The 18,547-nt window shown below is 64.8% G+C and carries 17 protein-coding genes; 5 read left to right on the top strand and 12 right to left on the bottom strand.

What is annotated here, in order from left to right; translation table 11 throughout:
* Positions 1-16: 16 nt before the first annotated feature.
* On the top strand, positions 17-604 hold the full coding sequence (locus QQL28_RS19320; RefSeq protein ID WP_027521429.1) for a GNAT family N-acetyltransferase: 588 nt from the start codon (positions 17-19) through the stop codon (positions 602-604).
* Positions 605-708: 104 nt separating this feature from the next.
* Entirely contained in the window at positions 709-1,389 is a 681-nt protein-coding gene (locus QQL28_RS19325; protein WP_284267762.1) for a hypothetical protein, read from the top strand.
* A gap of 222 nt (positions 1,390-1,611) precedes the next feature.
* On the opposite strand, the gene QQL28_RS19330 is transcribed toward QQL28_RS19325, so the two are convergent.
* From QQL28_RS19330 to QQL28_RS19350, 5 genes are all read right to left on the bottom strand, one after another.
* Positions 1,612-2,097, bottom strand: coding sequence for a F0F1 ATP synthase subunit B family protein (locus QQL28_RS19330; protein ID WP_284267764.1), 486 nt, complete (start codon positions 2,095-2,097; stop codon positions 1,612-1,614).
* 6 nt (positions 2,098-2,103) lie between these two features.
* Positions 2,104-2,670 carry a F0F1 ATP synthase subunit B gene (locus QQL28_RS19335; protein WP_284267766.1) on the bottom strand — a complete coding sequence of 189 codons (567 nt, stop codon included), beginning with the start codon at positions 2,668-2,670 and terminating at the stop codon, positions 2,104-2,106.
* Positions 2,671-2,730: 60 nt separating this feature from the next.
* Complete coding sequence (locus QQL28_RS19340) at positions 2,731-2,958, bottom strand: F0F1 ATP synthase subunit C (RefSeq protein ID WP_018643436.1); 228 nt, start codon at positions 2,956-2,958, stop codon at positions 2,731-2,733.
* Positions 2,959-3,011: 53 nt separating this feature from the next.
* Entirely contained in the window at positions 3,012-3,761 is a 750-nt protein-coding gene (locus tag QQL28_RS19345; RefSeq protein ID WP_284267787.1) for a F0F1 ATP synthase subunit A, read from the bottom strand.
* Positions 3,762-3,866: 105 nt separating this feature from the next.
* The gene (locus QQL28_RS19350; RefSeq protein ID WP_284267789.1) at positions 3,867-4,241 is read right to left on the bottom strand and encodes an AtpZ/AtpI family protein; all 375 of its coding nucleotides are present in this window, start codon (positions 4,239-4,241) and stop codon (positions 3,867-3,869) included.
* A gap of 347 nt (positions 4,242-4,588) precedes the next feature.
* Between QQL28_RS19350 and QQL28_RS19355 the strand changes: the two genes are divergently transcribed.
* Positions 4,589-5,104: a hypothetical protein gene (locus QQL28_RS19355; protein ID WP_284267791.1), complete on the top strand. Its 516-nt coding sequence runs from the start codon at positions 4,589-4,591 to the stop codon at positions 5,102-5,104.
* A gap of 64 nt (positions 5,105-5,168) precedes the next feature.
* Complete coding sequence (locus QQL28_RS19360; protein WP_284267793.1) at positions 5,169-5,633, top strand: secondary thiamine-phosphate synthase enzyme YjbQ; 465 nt, start codon at positions 5,169-5,171, stop codon at positions 5,631-5,633.
* Positions 5,634-5,929: 296 nt separating this feature from the next.
* On the opposite strand, the gene QQL28_RS19365 is transcribed toward QQL28_RS19360, so the two are convergent.
* Positions 5,930-7,555, bottom strand: coding sequence for an MFS transporter (locus tag QQL28_RS19365; RefSeq protein ID WP_284268088.1), 1,626 nt, complete (start codon positions 7,553-7,555; stop codon positions 5,930-5,932).
* 345 nt (positions 7,556-7,900) lie between these two features.
* Here QQL28_RS19365 and QQL28_RS19370 point away from each other — a divergent pair, with 345 nt between their 5' ends.
* Positions 7,901-8,572 (top strand): response regulator, encoded by a 672-nt coding sequence (locus tag QQL28_RS19370; RefSeq protein ID WP_284267794.1) that lies wholly within the window; start codon positions 7,901-7,903, stop codon positions 8,570-8,572.
* A gap of 169 nt (positions 8,573-8,741) precedes the next feature.
* Here QQL28_RS19370 and QQL28_RS19375 read toward each other — a convergent pair whose 3' ends face one another.
* The 6 genes from QQL28_RS19375 to QQL28_RS19400 all read right to left on the bottom strand — a co-directional run bounded on the left by QQL28_RS19375 (position 8,742) and on the right by QQL28_RS19400 (position 18,405).
* Complete coding sequence (locus QQL28_RS19375; RefSeq protein WP_284267796.1) at positions 8,742-12,254, bottom strand: PAS domain-containing hybrid sensor histidine kinase/response regulator; 3,513 nt, start codon at positions 12,252-12,254, stop codon at positions 8,742-8,744.
* 363 nt (positions 12,255-12,617) lie between these two features.
* Positions 12,618-13,847: a 5-aminolevulinate synthase gene (gene hemA, locus QQL28_RS19380; protein ID WP_284267798.1), complete on the bottom strand. Its 1,230-nt coding sequence runs from the start codon at positions 13,845-13,847 to the stop codon at positions 12,618-12,620.
* 45 nt (positions 13,848-13,892) lie between these two features.
* On the bottom strand, positions 13,893-14,039 hold the full coding sequence (locus QQL28_RS19385) for a hypothetical protein (RefSeq protein ID WP_284267800.1): 147 nt from the start codon (positions 14,037-14,039) through the stop codon (positions 13,893-13,895).
* A 74-nt stretch (positions 14,040-14,113) separates the two neighbouring features.
* On the bottom strand, positions 14,114-15,175 hold the full coding sequence (locus QQL28_RS19390; RefSeq protein WP_284267802.1) for an MBL fold metallo-hydrolase: 1,062 nt from the start codon (positions 15,173-15,175) through the stop codon (positions 14,114-14,116).
* 204 nt (positions 15,176-15,379) lie between these two features.
* Entirely contained in the window at positions 15,380-17,518 is a 2,139-nt protein-coding gene (locus QQL28_RS19395; protein WP_284267804.1) for a methyl-accepting chemotaxis protein, read from the bottom strand.
* Between the two features lie 155 nt (positions 17,519-17,673).
* Entirely contained in the window at positions 17,674-18,405 is a 732-nt protein-coding gene (locus QQL28_RS19400; RefSeq protein ID WP_284267806.1) for an outer membrane protein, read from the bottom strand.
* Positions 18,406-18,547: the final 142 nt, after the last annotated feature.

Raw genomic sequence — 18,547 nt, forward strand, 5'->3', positions numbered from 1 at the left:
CCCCGGGAAGCATCACATGGCCCTCTTTCGCTTGCCATCCAGTGGACCTGCAGCCCTCGCCCCGCGCGGCAACGGGCTGCTGTTGCGTGCGCCGCAGATGTCCGACTTCCTGCAATGGGCGCATCTGCGCGAGGGAAGCCGCGATTACCTGACGCCCTGGGAGCCGATCTGGCCGTCCGACGATCTCACCCGCTCGGGCTTCCGCCGGCGCCTGCGCCGCTATGCCGAGGACATCGCGGCGGACCGGTCCTATCCGTTCCTGATCTTCCGGGAACTCGACAGCGCCATGGTCGGTGGCATTACGCTCGCCAATGTCCGCCGTGGCATCGTCCAGGCCGGCACGATCGGCTACTGGGTCGGGCAGCCCTACGCCCACCGCGGCTATATGACGGCGGCGCTGCGGGTGTTGCTGCCGACCCTGTTCGGCGAGCTCAACCTGCACCGGGTGGAGGCCGCCTGCATCCCGACCAATGCGCCCTCGATCCGGGTGCTGGAGAAGTGCGGCTTCTCCCGCGAAGGGCTGGCGCGCCGCTATCTCTGCATCAACGGGGTCTGGCAGGACCATCTGCTGTTCGGCCTGCTGCACGAGGATTTCCGCGGCTAACCAAGCCGAAAATTGCCTTGTTGTGTTGCCCTATCCTGTGCCTTGGGTTCGCCGATTTTGGCGATATAAGGCGCAGCAGGCCGGCGATCCGCCGGGACATTGTCATGGAGTATGGTCCCTTGAAGGTGAGAGAGCTTCGGTCCTCGCAGGCCGCGCTGCGGCGAGGTCCGGTGATCGCGCTGGCGTTGTCGATGGCGTTCGCGGCGGCCTCGCCGGCGGCTGCGCAGTCGCTGACTGACCGCTTCAAGAGCCTGTTCGGCGGGTCCTCGGACGAGCCGCCGGCCCAGACCACGACCCCGGCGCCCGGCCAGCCGGCCGACACCCAGGCCGAGATCGACTGCCCGTCCGTCACGGTGCGCGCGGGCGCATCCACCTACGCAGTCGCCGCCCCCGGCAAGCAGGCGATCGGCAACGACGTGCGCTACCAGGCCTCGATCACCAAGATGGCGCGCGAATGCGTTCGCAATGGCAGCGAAATCACCGCGCGGATCGGAATCCAGGGCCGCGTCGTCGCCGGCCCCGCCGGTGCGCCGTCGTCGGTCGAGATTCCGCTGCGCGTCGCGGTCGTGCAGGGTGGCATCGGCGAAAAGGTGATCGGGTCGAAGGCCTATCGCACGACGGTGGCGATGTCCGAGGACGGTAGCGCGCCCTTCACCTTCGTCGCCGAGGATATCGTCTATCCGATGCCGTCGTCCGCGGTCGCCGATTCCTACATCTTCTACGTCGGCTTCGACCCGCAGGCGTTGTCGGGCAGCTCAAAGGCGGCGCCGAAAAAGAAGAAATAGCGGCATAGACCGAACGCCCTCGTGCCCCGGACGCAGCGCGGCACGCAGTGACGCGCTGCAGAGCCGGGGCCCACGCTTCCATCGCGCTGGGTCCCGGCTCTGCGTTGCACGCTGCACCGCGTCCGGGACACGAGAGCAATTCGAGCCCCACCAACACCGTGTCAGTCAACGAAAAAGCCGGCGCTCATCGCGCCGGCTTTTTGATTTGTGAGGAAACTCGCCTCAGTTCAGCTTCTGCCGAACCTCGGTGATGCCCTTGGCGAGCAGGTCGTCGGCGACCTGGCCCTTGACCGACTGCGACAGGATCGTGGAGGCGGCCTGGACGGCGGCCTCTGCGGCTGCGGCGCGGACGTCGGCGAGTGCCTGGGCCTCGGCGAGCGCGATCTTGCTCTCCGCGGTCTTCGTTCTGCGGGCGACGAAATCCTCCATCTTCGCCTTGGCTTCGGCCGCGATGCGCTGGGCTTCGGACTTTGCGTTGGCGATGATGTCCTGGGCCTCACGCTCGGCGCTGGCGCCGCGGGCCTTGTAGTCGGCGAGCACCTTGGCCGCCTCCTGCTTGAGGCGCAGGGCGTCGTCTAGCTCGGCCTTGATGCGCTCGGCGCGATGGTCGAGCGCCGTCATCACCGACTTGAAGACCCCGAGATAGCCGAACACGACCATCAAGATCACGAAGGCGACGGCGACCCAGGTTTCAGGATCGAAGAACATATCGGACTAACCCTTCAAGGATGCATCAACAGCGGCATTGACCGACGTCGCATCCGGAACGACACCGGTGAGCTGCTGCACGATGGCGCCCGCCGCATCGGCCGCGATGCCGCGGACGTTGCTCATGGCGGCCGCACGGGTCGAGGCGATGGTCTTCTCCGCCTCGGCGAGCTTCTTCGCCAATTGCTCTTCCAGGGCCTTGCGCTCGGCTTCCGCCTGGGCATTGGCCGTCTCGCGGGATTCGTTGCCGATCGCCTGCGCCCGCGAGCGCGCCGAAGCGAGCTCGCCCTCATAGGCCTTCAGCGCCGCGTCGGACTGGTCCTTCAGCTTCTGCGCTTCGGCGAGGTCACCCTCGATCTTGTTCTGACGCGCCTCGATCGCGCCGCCGACGCGCGGCAAGGCGAGCTTGGACACGATCACGTAAAGGATGACAAAGAAGATCGCGAGCGACACCAGCTGCGAAGCGAAGGTGCTGCTCTCGAACGGCGGAAAGCCGCCGCCGTGATGACCGCCATCGGCTTCGGTGTGGGCGTTGGCCGGCTGGCCTTTTGCCCCGCCATGACTCTCGGCCATGGAGTACTCCTGTTGCTGTCACGCGCCGCTTCGGATGAAGCGGCGCGAAAGAAGTCGTTCTCAGAAAACGAACAGCAGAAGCAGCGCGATCAGCAGCGAGAAGATGCCGAGCGCTTCGGTCACGGCGAAGCCGAAGATCAGGTTGCCGAACTGGCCCTGCGCGGCCGAGGGGTTGCGGACGGCTGCGGCGAGGTAGTTGCCGAAGATCACGCCCACGCCGACGCCCGCACCGCCCATGCCGATGCACGCGATGCCCGCGCCGATAAGTTTTGCTGCTGCCGGATCCATTTTAGACTCCTTGGAAGAAAGATTGGGTTGTGGGTGGAAATTCCCCGGACCGCTCAGTGTCCCGGATGAATGGCGTCGTTGAGGTAGATGCAGGTCAGGATCGCAAACACATAGGCTTGCAGGAACGCGACCAGAATCTCGAGAGCGTACAGCGCGATGGTGAGCGCCAGCGGCAGCACGCCGCCCACCCAGCCGATGGCGCCGAGCGAGAAGCCGAGCATGGCGACGAAGCCCGCGAACACCTTCAGCGCGATGTGGCCGGCCAGCATGTTGGCGAACAGACGAATGCTGTGTGAAACCGGCCGCAGGAAGAACGACAGGACCTCGATGAACATCACCAGCGGCAGGACGTAGCCGGGGACGCCGTGAGGAACGAAGATGCTGAAGAATTTCAGGCCGTTCTTGTAGACGCCGTAGATCAGCACGGTGAAGAACACCAGCAGCGCCAGCGCTACGGTGACGATCAGATGGCTCGAGATCGTGAAGGTGTAGGGGATGATGCCGACCATGTTCGAGACGCAGATGAACATGAACAGCGAGAAGATCAGCGGGAAGAACTTCATGCCTTCCGCGCCGGCGGTCGAACGGATCGTCGAGGCGACGAACTCGTAGGAGATTTCGGCGACCGACTGGAGGCGTCCCGGAACGAGCTGGGTACCGCTCGCCAGCATCAGGAGCGAGATGATCGCCACGGCGATCAGCATGTAGAGCGATGAATTGGTGAAGGCGATCGTTTGATTGCCGATATGGCCGATCGTGAAGAGAGGCTCGATGTTGAACTGGTGGATCGGATCGATTTTCATCGGCGCGGCATCTCTTGGTCTGCCGGGCGAGCCGGCGGGTCTCTGTATGCCGGCCGGGCCGGCCCGCCCCGGCGAAGCCGGCGCGAAAATTCCTCTTGGCTCCGGTTACGAACCGCCGCGCCTGCTTGAACCCGCGCCCGCCGATCTCACCACGTTCACCACGCCGGCCACGAAGCCCAGCAGCGTGAACACGATAAATCCGAAAGGCGACGTCGACAGCAAACGGTCGAAACCCCAGCCAATCCCCGCTCCGACAATGACCCCGGCGATCAACTCGGAGGATAGCCGGAAACCAAGCGCCATCGCCGAGGCTCTGGCCGCTCCGTCTCCACCTTCACCTGCGGGTTGCTCGGTCTTGATCCTGCGGTCGCGAAATTCGGACAACCGCTGATTAAGACTTCCGAGCCTTGCGGAAAGCGCAGCCTCCTCGGGCGATTTATCGCCATTTCCATTCTCGCCGTGCCCCGTGCCTGTATTCATGCAACGAAGACCCGAAACGCCGCGGTTGAATGGAAATTACGCCCGCCACCCTCGAAAGCCGCGCGGACCATACTGACCGCACATAATCAAGTCAAGCCAAGTCACGATTGCGTCGTTTTCGTTTATCTATTTGATATTGCTTGAGATAACGCTGCCTTCCCCAGCGCCGCACACAGCGTGACGCCGCACCGCAGCAGCTCGCGTCGCAATCAGCGGCTGTTGCCCGGATTTGGCCGCTCTACGGGTATCGAACGAGGTGCGGAAATCGCTCATCCCACCGGCGCGTTTTTCGCGCCCGGGGTGTAGGATTGGGGGCAGGTCAGATGATTTTCCGACGGAGCAGCGCCATGAGGTCAGCGACGTCATCCACATGGTTTTCGGCGGCGGTCATCGCGGTGGCAGTCACGGCGGGCGGCGGTCTCGTTGCCGCGCAATCGGCGCCCGAGAGCGAGAACGGCCGCTACACCATGACGCCGACCCCAGACGGCGTGTTGCGGCTCGATACGCGCACCGGGGTGGTGTCCACCTGCTCGAACAACGGGGCGGGCTGGGCCTGCTACGCCGTGCCCGACGAGCGCTCGGCGCTCGATGCCGAGATCGGCCGCCTGCAGGCCGAGCTCGAGAAGCTGAAGGCACAGTCGGCTGCCGCGCCGACCGTCTCCGGCAAGATCGAGGACGCGCTGCCGAAATCGGACTCGCTGAAGAAGGCCGAGCCGAAAATTGCCGAGAACAACCGCAAGATCGAGGTCCCGCTGCCGAGCGATCAGGACGTCGACCGCGTGGTATCCTTCCTGGAGCGCGCCTGGCGGCGGTTGATCGAGATGGCCAACCGCGTGCAGAAGGACGTGTCGGGGAAGATCTAATGCCCTGTTGACGTTGTCTCGATGTCGTCCCGGCGAAAGCCAGGACAACGTAAGAAGGTCGTTCATGACATCGACCACGCGCTCCGCACCGTCGACGGTGCAAGCCGCGACCATCGTATCATCGTTGCTGACGGTGCAGACGTCGGGCCGCGGCTTCGTCGACCTCACGGCCGAGGCGGCAAAATTCGTGCGCGAACTTCACGCGCGCGAGGGCGCATTGACGCTGTTCATCCGTCATACCTCGGCGTCGCTGACGATCCAGGAAAATGCCGATCCCTCCGTGCTCGTCGATCTCGCCACGGCGTTGTCGCGGCTCGCGCCGGAAAATGCCGGCTGGGTGCATGACACCGAGGGCCCCGACGACATGCCGGCGCACATCAAGACCATGCTGACCGGGACATCGCTCCAGGTACCGGTCCTGAACGGCGCCCTCGCGCTCGGCACCTGGCAGGCGATCTATCTGATCGAGCATCGTGCGCGGCCGCACCGGCGCGAAATCGTGCTGCAGTTCACCGGCCAGGCGAACTAAAGCATGATCCGGAAAAGTGTGAAGCGGTTTTCCGAAAAGATCATGCGCAAACAACAACCTAAAGCGCGATGACGATTCATCCTAATCTCATCGCGCTTTAGAGCATGATCCGGAAAAGTGTGAAGCGGTTTTCCGAAAGGATCATGCTCAAACAACAACCTAAAGCGCGATGATGATTCATCCCAATCTCATCGCGCTTTAACCGATACACGCTGACAAAACAAAACCGGCCGCGGATTTCGCGGCCGGTTTGCATTCGGGCTTGCGCCGGCGGCAGGCCGCCGGCAGCTCCGAGATCAGGTCGCCTTGATGTCGACGTCCTTGGTCTCGGGCAGGAACAGGAAGCCGACCACCGCGGTGATCACCGCGAACGTGATCGGGTACCAGAGGCCGGCATAGATATCGCCGGTCGAGGCCACGATCGCGAATGCGGTCGCAGGCAGCAGGCCGCCGAACCAGCCGTTGCCGATGTGGTAGGGCAGCGACATCGAGGTGTAGCGGATCTTGGTCGGGAACAGTTCGACCAGCATCGCCGCGATCGGCCCGTACACCATGGTGACGAAGATCACCAGGATGAACAGCAGACCGATGATCGCGGCCACCTGTGGACGGAAGATGTCGAACGGATGCGACATCTTCACGATGCCGGCGTCGCCTGCCTTGGGATAGCCGGCCGCCTGCACCGCCGCGAGGACCGCCGGGTTGCTGTCCTTGGCGTTGGCGTAAGGAACTTCCTTGCCGTTGACGACGACCTTGACGCCGGAGCCGGCCGCGCCGGGCATCGTCGCGTACTTGACCGACGACTGGGACAGGAAGGCGCGTGCGGTGTCGCAAGGCGCGGTGAAGACGCGGGTGCCGACCGGGTTGAACAGGTCGCCGCAGCCCGCGGGATCTGCCCATACCTCGACCTTGCCCGATTCGATCGCTTTTTCCAGCGCCGGGTTGGCGTTGGTGGTGATCATCTTGAAGATCGGGAAGAAGGTCAGCGCCGCGATCAGGCAGCCGCCGAGGATGATCGGCTTGCGGCCGATCTTGTCGGACAGCGTGCCGAACACGATGAAGAAGCCGGTGCCGAGCAGCAGCGACCAGGCAATCAGCAGGTTCGCGGTGTAGCCGTCGACCTTGAGGATCGATTGCAGAAAGAACAGCGCATAGAACTGGCCGGTGTACCAGACCACGCCCTGGCCCATGGTGCCGCCGAGCAGAGCGAGCAGCACGAGCTTGCCGTTCTGCCAGTTGGCGAAGGCTTCCGTCAGCGGCGCCTTCGAGCTCTTTCCTTCGTCCTTCATCTTCTGGAAGATCGGCGATTCATTGAGGCGGAGCCGGATCCAGACCGAGACGCCAAGCAAGAGCACCGAGACCAGGAACGGAATGCGCCAGCCCCATTTGGCGAAGTCGGCTTCGCCGGTTGCGGTGCGGGTGAACAGGATCACCAGCAGCGACAGGAACAGGCCGAGCGTCGCGGTGGTCTGGATGAAGGAGGTGTAGTAGCCGCGCTTGCCGTTCGGTGCGTGCTCAGCGACGTAGGTCGCTGCACCGCCATACTCGCCACCGAGGGCGAGACCTTGGGCGAGGCGCAGCGCGATCAGGATCACCGGAGCGGCGAACCCGATCGTCGCGGCGTTCGGCAACAGGCCGACGATGAAGGTCGACAGACCCATGATCAGGATGGTGACGAGGAAGGTGTATTTGCGGCCGACGATGTCGCCGATGCGGCCGAACACGATGGCGCCGAACGGGCGCACCAGGAAGCCTGCCGCGAAGGCCAGCAACGCGAAGATGTCACGGGTCGCCGGCGGATAGTCCGAGAAGAATTGCGCACCGATGATGCCGGCGAGCGAACCGTAGAGGTAGAAATCGTACCATTCGAAGACGGTGCCGAGCGACGACGCGAGGATGACGAAACGCTCATCCTTCGTCATGCCGGTCGATCGTACCGACGTTGCAGCCATTGTGGACATCGTGAACTCGCTCCCCGAAAATCGTTTCCTCGCTCCCCCGGGATGTCCGGACGCAGCCGGACAGCCTCTGGGCTTGCCCCCAAGGTAACATCGCCGTGAAACCGGCCCCAATACGACTTTCGGCCTTTCGCACTGACGCGTGGCTGACGGGCGCTGGCATGCAATGCCGCGGGGGCCGGAAGATCGGGATTAACCCCTTTGCAGCAAAGGGATAATGTGTGCTTGCATGCCACGGCCGCTCGGGGAAGAATTGCCCCGGCGGTGCCCTGACTTGTTGGCCCCGACCATAACGACTGCAAGAGATCGATGAACGCTCCCGTAACCCGCCTCGTCATCGCCGACGATCACCCCCTGTTCCGCGATGCGCTGCGCCAGGCCGTGGCCGGCGTTCTGACCTCGGCGCGGGTCGACGAGGCCGGATCGTTCGAAGACCTCACCAAGCTCCTGGAACAGGACTCCGACGTCGACCTGGTCCTGCTCGACCTGTCGATGCCGGGAATCTCCGGCTTTTCCGGCCTGATCTATCTGCGTGCGCAATATCCGGCGATCCCGGTGGTCATCGTCTCGGCGTCCGACGACAGCGCCACGATCCGCCGCTCCCTCGACTTCGGCGCCTCCGGCTTCATTCCCAAGCGGTTCGGCGTCGAGACCCTGCGGGACGCCATCCTCAAGGTGATGGCCGGCGACGTCTGGGTGCCGCCGGATACCGACCTCAGCGCTGCCGCCGATCCCGACATGATGCGCCTGCGCGACCGGCTGGTGACGCTGACGCCGCAGCAGGTGCGGGTGCTGATGATGCTGTCGGAAGGTCTTTTGAACAAGCAGATCGCCTATGAGCTCGGCGTCTCCGAGGCGACCATCAAGGCCCACGTCTCCGCGATCCTGCAAAAGCTCGGCGTCGAAAGCCGCACCCAGGCCGTGATCGCCGCCGCCAAGATCGCCGGCGGCCAGTGGAAGCAGGGCACGCCGACGGGGTAACGCAACTCGCGTATGTCAGATCTGTCATCCTGAGGTGCTCGCGTAGCGAGCCTCGAAGGATGAACGGCCGCGGAAGCAGCCGGGCCGCTCAACCTTCGAGGCCTCCGCTACGCTCCGGCACCTCAGGATGACGGATCTTCTATAAGCAGGCCACGATCGTTGTCTCGCGCTACTCCGCTGCCGCCACCATCTGCTGCGTGCGCCATTGTCCGAGCAGGGCGCGGAGCGACGCCGGCTTCACCGGCTTGTTCAGCACGGCGATCTTTTCCTCGCGCGCGGCGAGCTGCACGGCCGGGCTGCGGTCGGCGGTGATCAGGATCGCCGGTAGATTGTCGCCGAAGCGGCGGCGGATGTCGCGGATGGCGGCGATGCCGTTGCCACGGTCGAGATGATAGTCGACGAGCAGGCCCGTCACGTTGCGGCCGGCCGCTTCGATCGCGCTGATCGCGCCTTCGGGATCGGCGACCGCGATGACCTCGGCGTCCCAGGCTTTCAGCAGCGTGCGCATGCCGTCGAGGATCGCCGCGTCGTTCTCGATGCACACGATCAGCGCGCCGGCAATCGGTGCGCGCGCGAGCGGCGTGGCGCTGGTCACCGCCGCGGTATGGGTCACCGCCTTCGCGGTCGGCACCGTCACCGAGAACATCGAGCCGCCGCTTGCATTGGCATCGATGGCGATGCCGTGCTTGAGCACGCGGGCCAGGCGCTCGACGATCGACAGGCCCAGTCCCAGGCCGCGCGCGATCCGCGCGCCCTGTTCGAGGCGATGGAATTCCTTGAAGATCTCGCCGCGCTTCACGGTGGGGATGCCGACGCCCGTGTCGTAGACGCAGACTTTCAGCGATTGTCCCTGGCGGTGGCAGCCGACCAGGACGCGTCCGCGCGGCGTATATTTGATCGCGTTGGAGATCAGGTTCTGGAGCAGGCGTCGTAGCAGCAGCCGGTCCGATTTGACCGCCAGCGAGCAGGGCATGAAAGTCAGCCGCAAGCCCTTGGCGCGCGCGATCGGCGCGAACTCGATCTCCAGCGACCGCATCAGGTCGCCGATCTTGAAGCTCGAGATCGAGGTCGTCATGGCGCCGGCATCCAGCCGCGAAATGTCGAGCAGCGCGCCCAGGATCTCCTCGATCGCCTGGAGCGATTCGTCGATGTTCTCGACCAGCCGCGTCTCCTCACCGCCATGCTGGCGCTCGACAAGGCTCGTCGCGTAGAGCCGCGCGGCGTTCAGCGGCTGGAGGATGTCGTGGCTCGCCGCCGCGAGGAAGCGTGTCTTGGAAATGTTGGCGTCTTCGGCAGTGCTCTTCGCCTGCGCCAGCTCCGAGTTCAGCCGGGTCAGCTCCTCGGTGCGGTCGCGCACCCGCTTCTCCAGCGTGGCATTGGCGCGCTCCAGCGCCTCCGCTGCCTCGAAGGACGGCGTGACGTCGGTGAAGGTGATGACGAAGCCGCCGCCGGGCATGCGATTGGTCAGGACCTCGATGACCATGTGGCGGTCGGGAAGACGCTCCAGATAGGGCGCGCTGTCGGTCGTATAGGCGACGAGCCGCCGCGCCAGCATCGCCTCCTGGTCATCGACTTCCGCCGGATTGCCGGCGCCCATGAATTCCAGGATCTCCCGCAGCGGCGTGCCGAACTGAATGAAGTGGGGCGGCACGCTCAACAAATCGCCGAACTGCCGGTTCGAGCAAATGAGCTGGAGGTCCTCGTCGAATACGGCGATGCCCTGGCGCACATGGTTCAGCGCGGTCTGGAGGATCTCGCGGTTGAAATGCAGCGCCGCATGGGAATCGTCGAGCAGTTTTAGCGCGGCTTTTGCGGAAACCGTTCGCTTGCGCAGCAGCAGCGACATCACGAGCCGCGAGGAGGCCGCTCCGATCGAGGAGGCGATCATGTGTTCGGCATGCTGCAGCAGCTCGAAATCGGCCGGTGCGCCGGCTTCGAGCCGCACATTGCGCCGTGCCGCAAAGGCCTCGAAGGAATGCCGCGCGCGATCGGGCCCGAGATATTGCGCGACCGTGCTCTGGATGTCCTGCACGGTGACGGTGGTGCGCCAGCGGCGGAAATTCGGCGCGATCGGCGCGAGCGTATTGGGAACGAACAGGTCGCCCTGCACGAGCTCGATCGAGCTCGGCTGGCGCGCCAGCGAGAGCAGGACGTAGGTGAGGATGTTGAGCGACAGCGACCAGGCGACGCCGTGCAGCAGCGGCGGCAGGTCGGCGCCGAACAGCGCCTGCGGCCGCAACGCCTCGATGCCGAACGGACCGTGCTGGAGGAGCAGGATGCCTGACGTCGAGGAGTCGAGGAAGCTCGGCAGGAACAGCGTGTAGACCCACACCGCGAAGCCGATCAGCATGCCGCCGATGGCGCCGCGCGCGGTGGCGCGCCGCCACAACAGACCGCCGAAGAAGCTGGGCGCAAGCTGGGCGATGGCGGCAAAGGACAGAAGACCGATCGCCGCGAGCTGCGTGTTGCCGAGCGCGCGATAATAGAAATAGGCCATCACCATGATGGCGAAGATCGCGAGCCGTCGCGAGCGCAGCAGGAAGTCGATGAAATCCGTCGCCCCCGTGCGGCCCTCAGGCCGCCGCTTCAGCACCAGCGGCACCACGAGGTCGTTGGAGACCATGATGGAGAGCGCGACGCATTCCACGATCACCATCGCGGTCGCCGCCGACAATCCGCCGACGAAGATGGCCACGCTGAGCAGGTCGCTGCCGCCCTCCATCGGCAGCGCCAGCACGTACATGTCGGGGTCGACCGCGCCGAACGGGAAGGTCACGAGGCCGGCGAGCGCGATCGGGATCACGAACACGTTGATGGCGACGAGATAGAGCGGGAACAGCCAGCGGGCGCGACCGACCTCGGCATCGGACGAGTTCTCCACCACGCTGACGTGGAACTGGCGCGGCAGCAGCATGACCGCGCAGAACGACAGCAGCGTCATGGTCAGGAAGTTGCCGACCGAGGGCGAATAGTTGATGGCGCGCACCGCCTCCGGCGTCCTCATCGCACGCTCGATCAGTTCGTGGGGCGAGAACATCCAGAAGGTGACGAAGGCGCCGGCAGCGAGGAACGCCACCAGCTTGACGATGGATTCGGTCGCGACCGCAAGCATCAATCCGTGCTGGTGCTCGGTGGCGTCGGTCTGGCGCGTGCCGAACAGCACGGCGAAGGCCGCCATCGTCAGCGTCACCATCAGCGCCATGTCGCCGAGGATCGGGATGTGGGAGAAGGCCTGGTCCTCGCTCAGGATGGTTTCGAGCGAGGAGGCGACGGCCTTCAGTTGCAGGGCGATATAGGGCACCGAGCCGATGATCGCGATCAGCGCGACCGTTGCTGCCACCGCCTGGCTCTTGCCGTAGCGCGCGCCGATGAAGTCGGCGATCGAGGTGATGTTCTGCGCCTTGGCGAGCTGGATCACGCGGCGCAGGATGCCGGTGCCGAACCCGATCATCAGGACCGGGCCGACATAGATCGCGAGGAAGTCGGTCGAGGTGCGGGTCGCGAAGCCGACCGAGCCGAAGAAGGTCCAGGAGGTGCAGTAGATCGCGAGCGAGAGTGGGTAGATCAGGCCGGAGGCACGACCGGCTCGCGCCTGGGAGCGGCGGTCGCCATGGCTCGCCACCAGGAACAAGAAGCCGATATAGCCGAAGGCGGCTGCGATCACGCCCCAGTCGTGCAGCATTGCTGGGGGCCTCTCCCTTGCATCGCGGCGACAGCCGCGTTCGATCTCATTTTCCGAAGAAAATCTAGCGCTTAAGCTTGCCGCAAGCGACAGCCATTTTTCCGGGAAGTTTAGGAACTATCATCGTCGTTAAGCCGCGCGGTGTAGTGGACCTCCCTCGCCCCGCTTCTGGGGTGAGGGGGCTCTCCCCGGGGGGCGGTGGCAGTTGGGAAGCGCAGCACCTCCCAACGTCGTCCTGGCGAAGGCCTGGACCCATCACCACAGGGAGTGGGTATGGGCACACTGACGGCCGCAGCCTGCTGCAGCAATTCACGGTCGGGGTAATGGTCCTGGCTTTCGCCAGGACGACGGCCAATGCCTTGTTTACTCCGCCGCCAGCGACTTCTGGCGCAGGGGCAGGCCGAGGCGGTCCCAGACCTGGAGGAGGGCTTCGGCGAGCTGATCGATCAGGCCGTCGTCGTGATAGGGCGAGGGCGTGATGCGCAGCCGCTCGGTGCCCTTGGCAACGGTCGGATAGTTGATCGGCTGGATGTAGATGCCGTGCTCTTCCAAAAGCAGGTCGGAGGCCTGCTTGCACTTCTCGGGATCGCCGACGAACAGCGGCACGATGTGGGTGTCGCTCGACATCACCGGCAGGCCGGCGGCATCGAGGATCGCCTTGACGCGGGCGGCGCGGTCCTGGTGGCGCTCGCGCTCCCAGCTCGAGGTCTTCAAATGCTTGATCGCGGCGGTTGCGGCCGAGCAGATCGCCGGCGGCAGCGCGGTGGTGAAGATGAAGCCCGGCGCATAGGAGCGCACGGCGTCGATGATCTGGCCGTTGGCCGCGATGTAGCCGCCGAGGCAGCCGAAGGCCTTCGCCAGCGTGCCTTCCAGGATGTCGATGCGGTGCATCACGCCGTCGCGCTCGGCGATGCCTCCGCCGCGCGGGCCGTACATGCCGACCGCGTGGACTTCATCTACATAGGTCATCGCGCCGTATTTCTCGGCGAGATCGCAGATTTTTGCGAGCGGGGCGACGTCGCCGTCCATCGAATAGAGACTCTCGCAGGCGATCAGCTTCGGCCGGTTCGCACCCGCAGCCTTCAGGAGCGCTTCGAGATCGGCGAGATCGTTGTGGCGGAATACGACCCGTTCGCAGCCGGACTGGCGGATGCCCTCGATCATCGAATTGTGGTTGAGCTCGTCCGACAGGATCAGACAGTTCGGGATGAGCTTTGCGATGGTCGCAATACCCGTCTGGTTCGAAACATAGCCCGAGGTGAACAGCAGCGCCGCTTCCTTGCCGTGGAGATCGGCGAGCTCGGCCTCGAGCTGGACCAGCGGATGATGGGTGCCGGCAATGTTGCGGGTGCCGCCGGCGCCGGTGCCGACCCGGGTCGCGGTCTCGACCATGGCGCCGACCACCTTCGGGTGCTGGCCCATGCCGAGATAGTCGTTGGAGCACCAGATCACGACGTCGCGCTTGCCCTTGGGCGAGTGCCACACCGCATGCGGAAACCTGCCGGCCATGCGCTCGAGATCCGCGAACACGCGATAACGCCGTTCGGCGTGGAGGCGGTCGAGGGCGGAGGAGAAGTACTGGCTGTAATCCATCGGCAGACCTGCGGCGGAACTTGAGGGCCCAAGCGGCTCATCTTCTTAGAGCTTTTCCAGCTCTAATGTCCATGCGCCCGCCGTATCGGGCTGCGCGGCGAGCGTGGCCTTCTCGATAACCGACCCGTGGCAGAAAAAGTTGATTTGGATCAACCGGCTGGCGCCGCCGGCGAGACGACGTGTGCGGTGCATCGAAGGGGCCGCTTGGACATTTTGTCCGCGCCGCGTCGCCGTTCACGATCGCAATATTGGCCGAGGCTTTACGTTCACGTCGTCCTGAACTGAAGCACGCCGTCCTTCTGTTCGGCGGTCAGCCGCCCCTCGACCAGCATGTAGTTGACGTGGGCGATCAGCTCGCCCGCGGCGAAGCCCATCTGGTGAGGATCGAGCACGTGCTTGTGGAACACGACAGGCACGAGCTGGGACGAGGTCTGCGGCACCTCGCGGCACGCGTCCGCGATCATCCGGCAGCGTTCTTCATGGTGATCGGCAAGCTGCTTGATGCGGGTCTTCAAGCCGTAGAACGGCACGCCGTGGCCGGGCAGCACCAGCACGTCATAGGGCAGCGTCGTCGTCAGGCTCGCCAGCGAGGCCAGATATTCGCCGAGCGAGTTCTGATCGGGCTCGACCGCCCAGACGCTGACGTTCGGCGAGATCTTGCTCAGCACCTGGTCGGCGGAGAGGAACAGCTTGTCGTCGGCGCAATACAGCATCACCTGGTCGAGCGCATGACCGCCGCCGGTGATTACCTTGAAGCGGCGTGTGCCGATCACGACCTCGTCGCCATGCGAGATGCGCCGATAGGAGGCGGGGAGCACCGAGACGCGCTTCAGATATTCCTGGCCGCGGCCGAGCAGCTTGTCGGTCAGCGTCTCGTCCATGCCGTGGCGGCGGAAGAACAGCCGCTGCGCGTTGCGCCGCTCCTCGGTGCCGCGGTTCTGGTGATAGACCGATTGCAGATATTCGACCTGCGACATCTCGAGCGGACAGTTGAACCGTTCGACGATCCAGCCCGCGAGCCCGACATGGTCGGGGTGCGAATGGGTGACGATCAGGCGCGTGATATGGACGCCCTTCAGCGGCCCATCGAACAGTTTCGTCCAGGCCTCGATCGTCTCCTCATTGCCGAAGCCGGAGTCGATCATCGCATAGCCGTCGCCGTCGGCGAGCAGGTAGATGTTCACATGGTTGAGGCGGAACGGCAGCTTGAGCCGCACCCACAACACGCCGGGCCGCACCTCCACGACCTCTTCGGGGCCGGGATGCTGTTCCCAGGGGTAGCGCAGGGCCTCGGCCGAGGGCTGCACGCTGTCGCTCTTCGAATGCATGGACTATCGGTACCCGCACATCGGGCGGGACGCCAGCCGAAAAACCACGTGGGGTGGCCGCCGCATACCGGTCATTCCGGAGCGCGAATGGCGAGCTATCACCGTCATTCCGGGGCGCGCGATAGCGCGAGCCCGCCATCTGGAGGTTGTGGCGCGAGATTCCGGGTCTGGTCCTTCGGACCATCCCGGAATGACGGAGAATTCTTACGCCGCCCGAATATTGCTGAGGAAGGTGTCGATCTCCCCGCGGAGCACGTCGGCTTCGCGGCGCAGCGCATCGGAGGCGCTCAGCACTTCCGTCGCCGCAGCGCCTGCTTCGGCCGAGGCGGTGGAGACGCCGACGATATTGCTGGAGACCTCGCTGGTGCCCCCCGCGGCATGCTGGATGTTGCGGGCGATCTCGCGCGTTGCGGCACCCTGTTCCTCGACGGCGGCGGCGATTGCCGTGGTGACGTCGTTGATCTCGCCGATGATCTGGCCGATGCCCCTGATCGCGCCGACCGCAGAGGTCGTGACCTGCTGCATGCTGGCGATCTGGGTGCGGATCTCCTCCGTGGCCTTCGCGGTCTGGCTGGCGAGGCTCTTCACTTCGGAGGCGACCACGGCGAAGCCGCGGCCGGCTTCGCCGGCGCGCGCCGCTTCGATCGTGGCGTTGAGCGCGAGCAGATTGGTCTGCGAGGCGATGGTCTGGATGAGATCGACGACCACGCTGATGCGGCTCGCGCTGTCGGCGAGGCCCTGCACGGTCGCGTCGGTCGCTCCGGCCTCGTGGACCGCCTTCTTGGCGATCTCGGCCGAGGTGACCACCTGGCGACTGATCTCGGCAATCGACGACGACAATTGCTCGGTGCCGGCCGACACCGTCTGCACGTTGACCGAGGTCTCCTCGGCGGCCGACGCCACGGCGTTGACCAGCGCATTCGACTGGTCGGCCGTCGACGACATGCTCTGCGCGGTCGTCTGCATCGAATTGGCCGATTGGGCGAGGCTGTCGAGGGCCGTGCGCATGGTGCCTTCGAACGATCCGATCTGCGCTTCCATGCGCGCGGCGCGCTCGGCCTTGGTGGCGCGGTCCTTGTCCTGCTCGCTGGAGAGTGCCCGGGCTTCGATCATGCTCTGGCGGAACACCTGAAGCGTATCGGTCATGGCGCCGATCTCGTCATTGTGTTTGGTGCGGACGACCTCGGTATCGAGATCGCCGGCCGAGAGCAGCTGCATCGCGCGCTGCAAGCCGCCGATGCGCCGCAGGATGTTGCGTCCGACATAGAGCCAGACGAACAGCGCCGATCCGATCAGCGTCAATCCGCCCAGCCCAAGCATGCTGGTGGTGGCGAGCGAAATCTCCTGGCGGGCCTGGAAGGTCGACGCATTGGTCGCCTCGTGCACGCCATCGACGATCTGCTGCACGTTGATGCCCAAGCCGGCATTGAGCTTGCGTGTCTCGTCCAGAATGGTCTGGCCGTAGTCGATGGCGTCGAGCTCCTGCTGGCGGACTTTGAACACGCCGGTCTTGCCCTCACCGAACGCGAGCAGCTTCTGCATGGCCTCGCGCATCCCGGTGATTGAGGTGTTGTTGGGCAGATCCTCGAGGTTCGACTGCACGCGAGTGCGGAGTGTCTTGAATTCCTTTTCGATCGCCTCCAGCGTGCGGCTGGAGTTGGCCGAGAGCGCCGCCATCATGTCGGCGGCCATCAAATTGCCGTTGGCGGACACCGTAGAGATCTGCGCGACGGTGCGCGCTGCCTCGGTGGCGTCATCGGCCGAGACTTCGTTAGAGCCCAGGATTGCGTTCAGTCGCGTCTGCGCGTCCAGCATCGCCGGATTGGCGGCGTCGACAAAGGATTGCTGCGCCTTGCGCAGCGCCTCATATTGCTTCTCATGCAGAGCCGCCGTCTCGAGCCGCTCGCGCGCGGCGGAGACCAGACTCTTCATGGCCTCGTCGATGCTCACGGTCAGGCCGAGAGCACTTGCGGTCTGCTTGTCGGCGCCGAGCTCGATGATCTCGCCGAGCTTGCCCATGGCGAGCCGCTGAATCTCCTGAACGTTCTTGGTGCGCTCGTTCAGCGCCTCCTCGGTAGGCGAGGCCAGCAGGCCCGGGCCTTGCGCCGCAAGTGTTGCGCTTTGGGAGGCGAGCTGGAGACTGGCGGCAAGGCGCGGAATGTCGCGGCCGCTCAGGTCCATCATGGTAGTGCCGAGATGCTTGAACACGAAGCCGGCGCCGGCCGAGATCACCAGGCCCATGGCCGCGATCACCGCGAAGGCGGCGAACAGTCTGCCGCGCACGCCCCACTTCGGCAACGAGAAACGAGGCCTGAATCTGCCGAGGCCCACACGGATCGCCATCACAATTCCCCCACGCCGTTACTTTGCGGCGGCAGTATCGGGGTAGCGAGTTAAAAAATCGCAAGCGCTGCAATTGCTTGCGCTCTTTCCACTCGGCAAAAAAGAGAGGCCGGCATGACTGCCGGCCCCTCCGCAAGATCGATTGTGGTTAGCGATCAGTAACGCGCGGCCACCGGGCCGGCCCAGTTGAAGCGGTAGTTGACGCCCGCCTTCATGGTGTGATCGTCGGTGGTGAAGCTGCCGGCCGGCACCAGCGCGGCCGGAGCGGTGAAGGTGGCGCTGCCGAAATTGTAGTACTGGTACTCGGCCTTGGCCGACCAGTTCGGGGCGAACATGTATTCGAGACCCGCGCCGACGGTGTAGCCATTGCGATGATCGCCCGAGATCGCGAATGCGACCGGCGCGCCGCCGAGCGTCACAGTCTCGTTGTTGTCCGAATAGGCGTAGCCGCCCTTCACGTAGAGCAGGCCCGGGCCCCAGGTGTAGCCGACGCGGCCGGTGATCGAGCCGAGCCCGCGCTGGTCGTTGGTGTAGGCGTAGCCGCTCGGGAACACCGCGCCGACGCTGCCGGAGAGCCAGGAGTACTGGCCTTCGACGCCGACCACGAAGTTCGGGTGGAACTGCCAGTCCGCGCCGACCTGGAGACCGCCGAGGAAGCGACCGTTGCCGCTGTTGCCGGTGGAGAGGCCGTTGAAATTGTTGTCGCTCGAGAACGCGCCGCCGAGATGCGCACCGAGATAGAAGCCGGTCCAGTTGTAGATCGGCGCGACATAAGCCGGTTGAGGCGCCTTGTTATAATAGGGGCGGGCGCCGAGATCGGCACCGACGGCGGGCGCGGCCGCGCTCACGGAGAGCAGTGCAACGGTCGCGAACAGAATCTTCTTCATCGTCTTCTTACTCCAACACTTCATTCCCGGCAGGCGCGCTTCGTCGCGCCGTCGTTGCTTTCGCAGATAGAGGGCTTTTGACTAAAATGCTGTCACATGCGTGGCACAGTCGTCGCCAACCCAACGTACTGGCCGGCAAATG

The organism is Bradyrhizobium iriomotense (genome assembly GCF_030160715.1).
GTDB lineage: Bacteria > Pseudomonadota > Alphaproteobacteria > Rhizobiales > Xanthobacteraceae > Bradyrhizobium > Bradyrhizobium iriomotense.

Excerpts from the sequence above, each read along its gene's own strand:
- QQL28_RS19335 (WP_284267766.1), bottom strand. The coding sequence starts at position 2,670 with ATGGCCGAGAGTCATGGCGGGGCAAAAGGCCAGCCGGCCAACGCCCAC.
- QQL28_RS19375 (WP_284267796.1), bottom strand. The coding sequence starts at position 12,254 with ATGCTGCACGACTGGGGCGTGATCGCAGCCGCCTTCGGCTATATCGGC.
- QQL28_RS19385 (WP_284267800.1), bottom strand. The coding sequence starts at position 14,039 with ATGCACCGCACACGTCGTCTCGCCGGCGGCGCCAGCCGGTTGATCCAA.
- QQL28_RS19340 (WP_018643436.1), bottom strand. The coding sequence starts at position 2,958 with ATGGATCCGGCAGCAGCAAAACTTATCGGCGCGGGCATCGCGTGCATC.
- QQL28_RS19345 (WP_284267787.1), bottom strand. The coding sequence starts at position 3,761 with ATGAAAATCGATCCGATCCACCAGTTCAACATCGAGCCTCTCTTCACG.
- QQL28_RS19395 (WP_284267804.1), bottom strand. The coding sequence starts at position 17,518 with ATGGCGATCCGTGTGGGCCTCGGCAGATTCAGGCCTCGTTTCTCGTTG.
- QQL28_RS19350 (WP_284267789.1), bottom strand. The coding sequence starts at position 4,241 with ATGAATACAGGCACGGGGCACGGCGAGAATGGAAATGGCGATAAATCG.
- QQL28_RS19355 (WP_284267791.1), top strand. The coding sequence starts at position 4,589 with ATGAGGTCAGCGACGTCATCCACATGGTTTTCGGCGGCGGTCATCGCG.
- QQL28_RS19370 (WP_284267794.1), top strand. The coding sequence starts at position 7,901 with ATGAACGCTCCCGTAACCCGCCTCGTCATCGCCGACGATCACCCCCTG.
- QQL28_RS19325 (WP_284267762.1), top strand. The coding sequence starts at position 709 with ATGGAGTATGGTCCCTTGAAGGTGAGAGAGCTTCGGTCCTCGCAGGCC.
- hemA (WP_284267798.1), bottom strand. The coding sequence starts at position 13,847 with ATGGATTACAGCCAGTACTTCTCCTCCGCCCTCGACCGCCTCCACGCC.
- QQL28_RS19330 (WP_284267764.1), bottom strand. The coding sequence starts at position 2,097 with ATGTTCTTCGATCCTGAAACCTGGGTCGCCGTCGCCTTCGTGATCTTG.
- QQL28_RS19390 (WP_284267802.1), bottom strand. The coding sequence starts at position 15,175 with ATGCATTCGAAGAGCGACAGCGTGCAGCCCTCGGCCGAGGCCCTGCGC.
- QQL28_RS19365 (WP_284268088.1), bottom strand. The coding sequence starts at position 7,555 with ATGACGAAGGATGAGCGTTTCGTCATCCTCGCGTCGTCGCTCGGCACC.
- QQL28_RS19400 (WP_284267806.1), bottom strand. The coding sequence starts at position 18,405 with ATGAAGAAGATTCTGTTCGCGACCGTTGCACTGCTCTCCGTGAGCGCG.
- QQL28_RS19320 (WP_027521429.1), top strand. The coding sequence starts at position 17 with ATGGCCCTCTTTCGCTTGCCATCCAGTGGACCTGCAGCCCTCGCCCCG.
- QQL28_RS19360 (WP_284267793.1), top strand. The coding sequence starts at position 5,169 with ATGACATCGACCACGCGCTCCGCACCGTCGACGGTGCAAGCCGCGACC.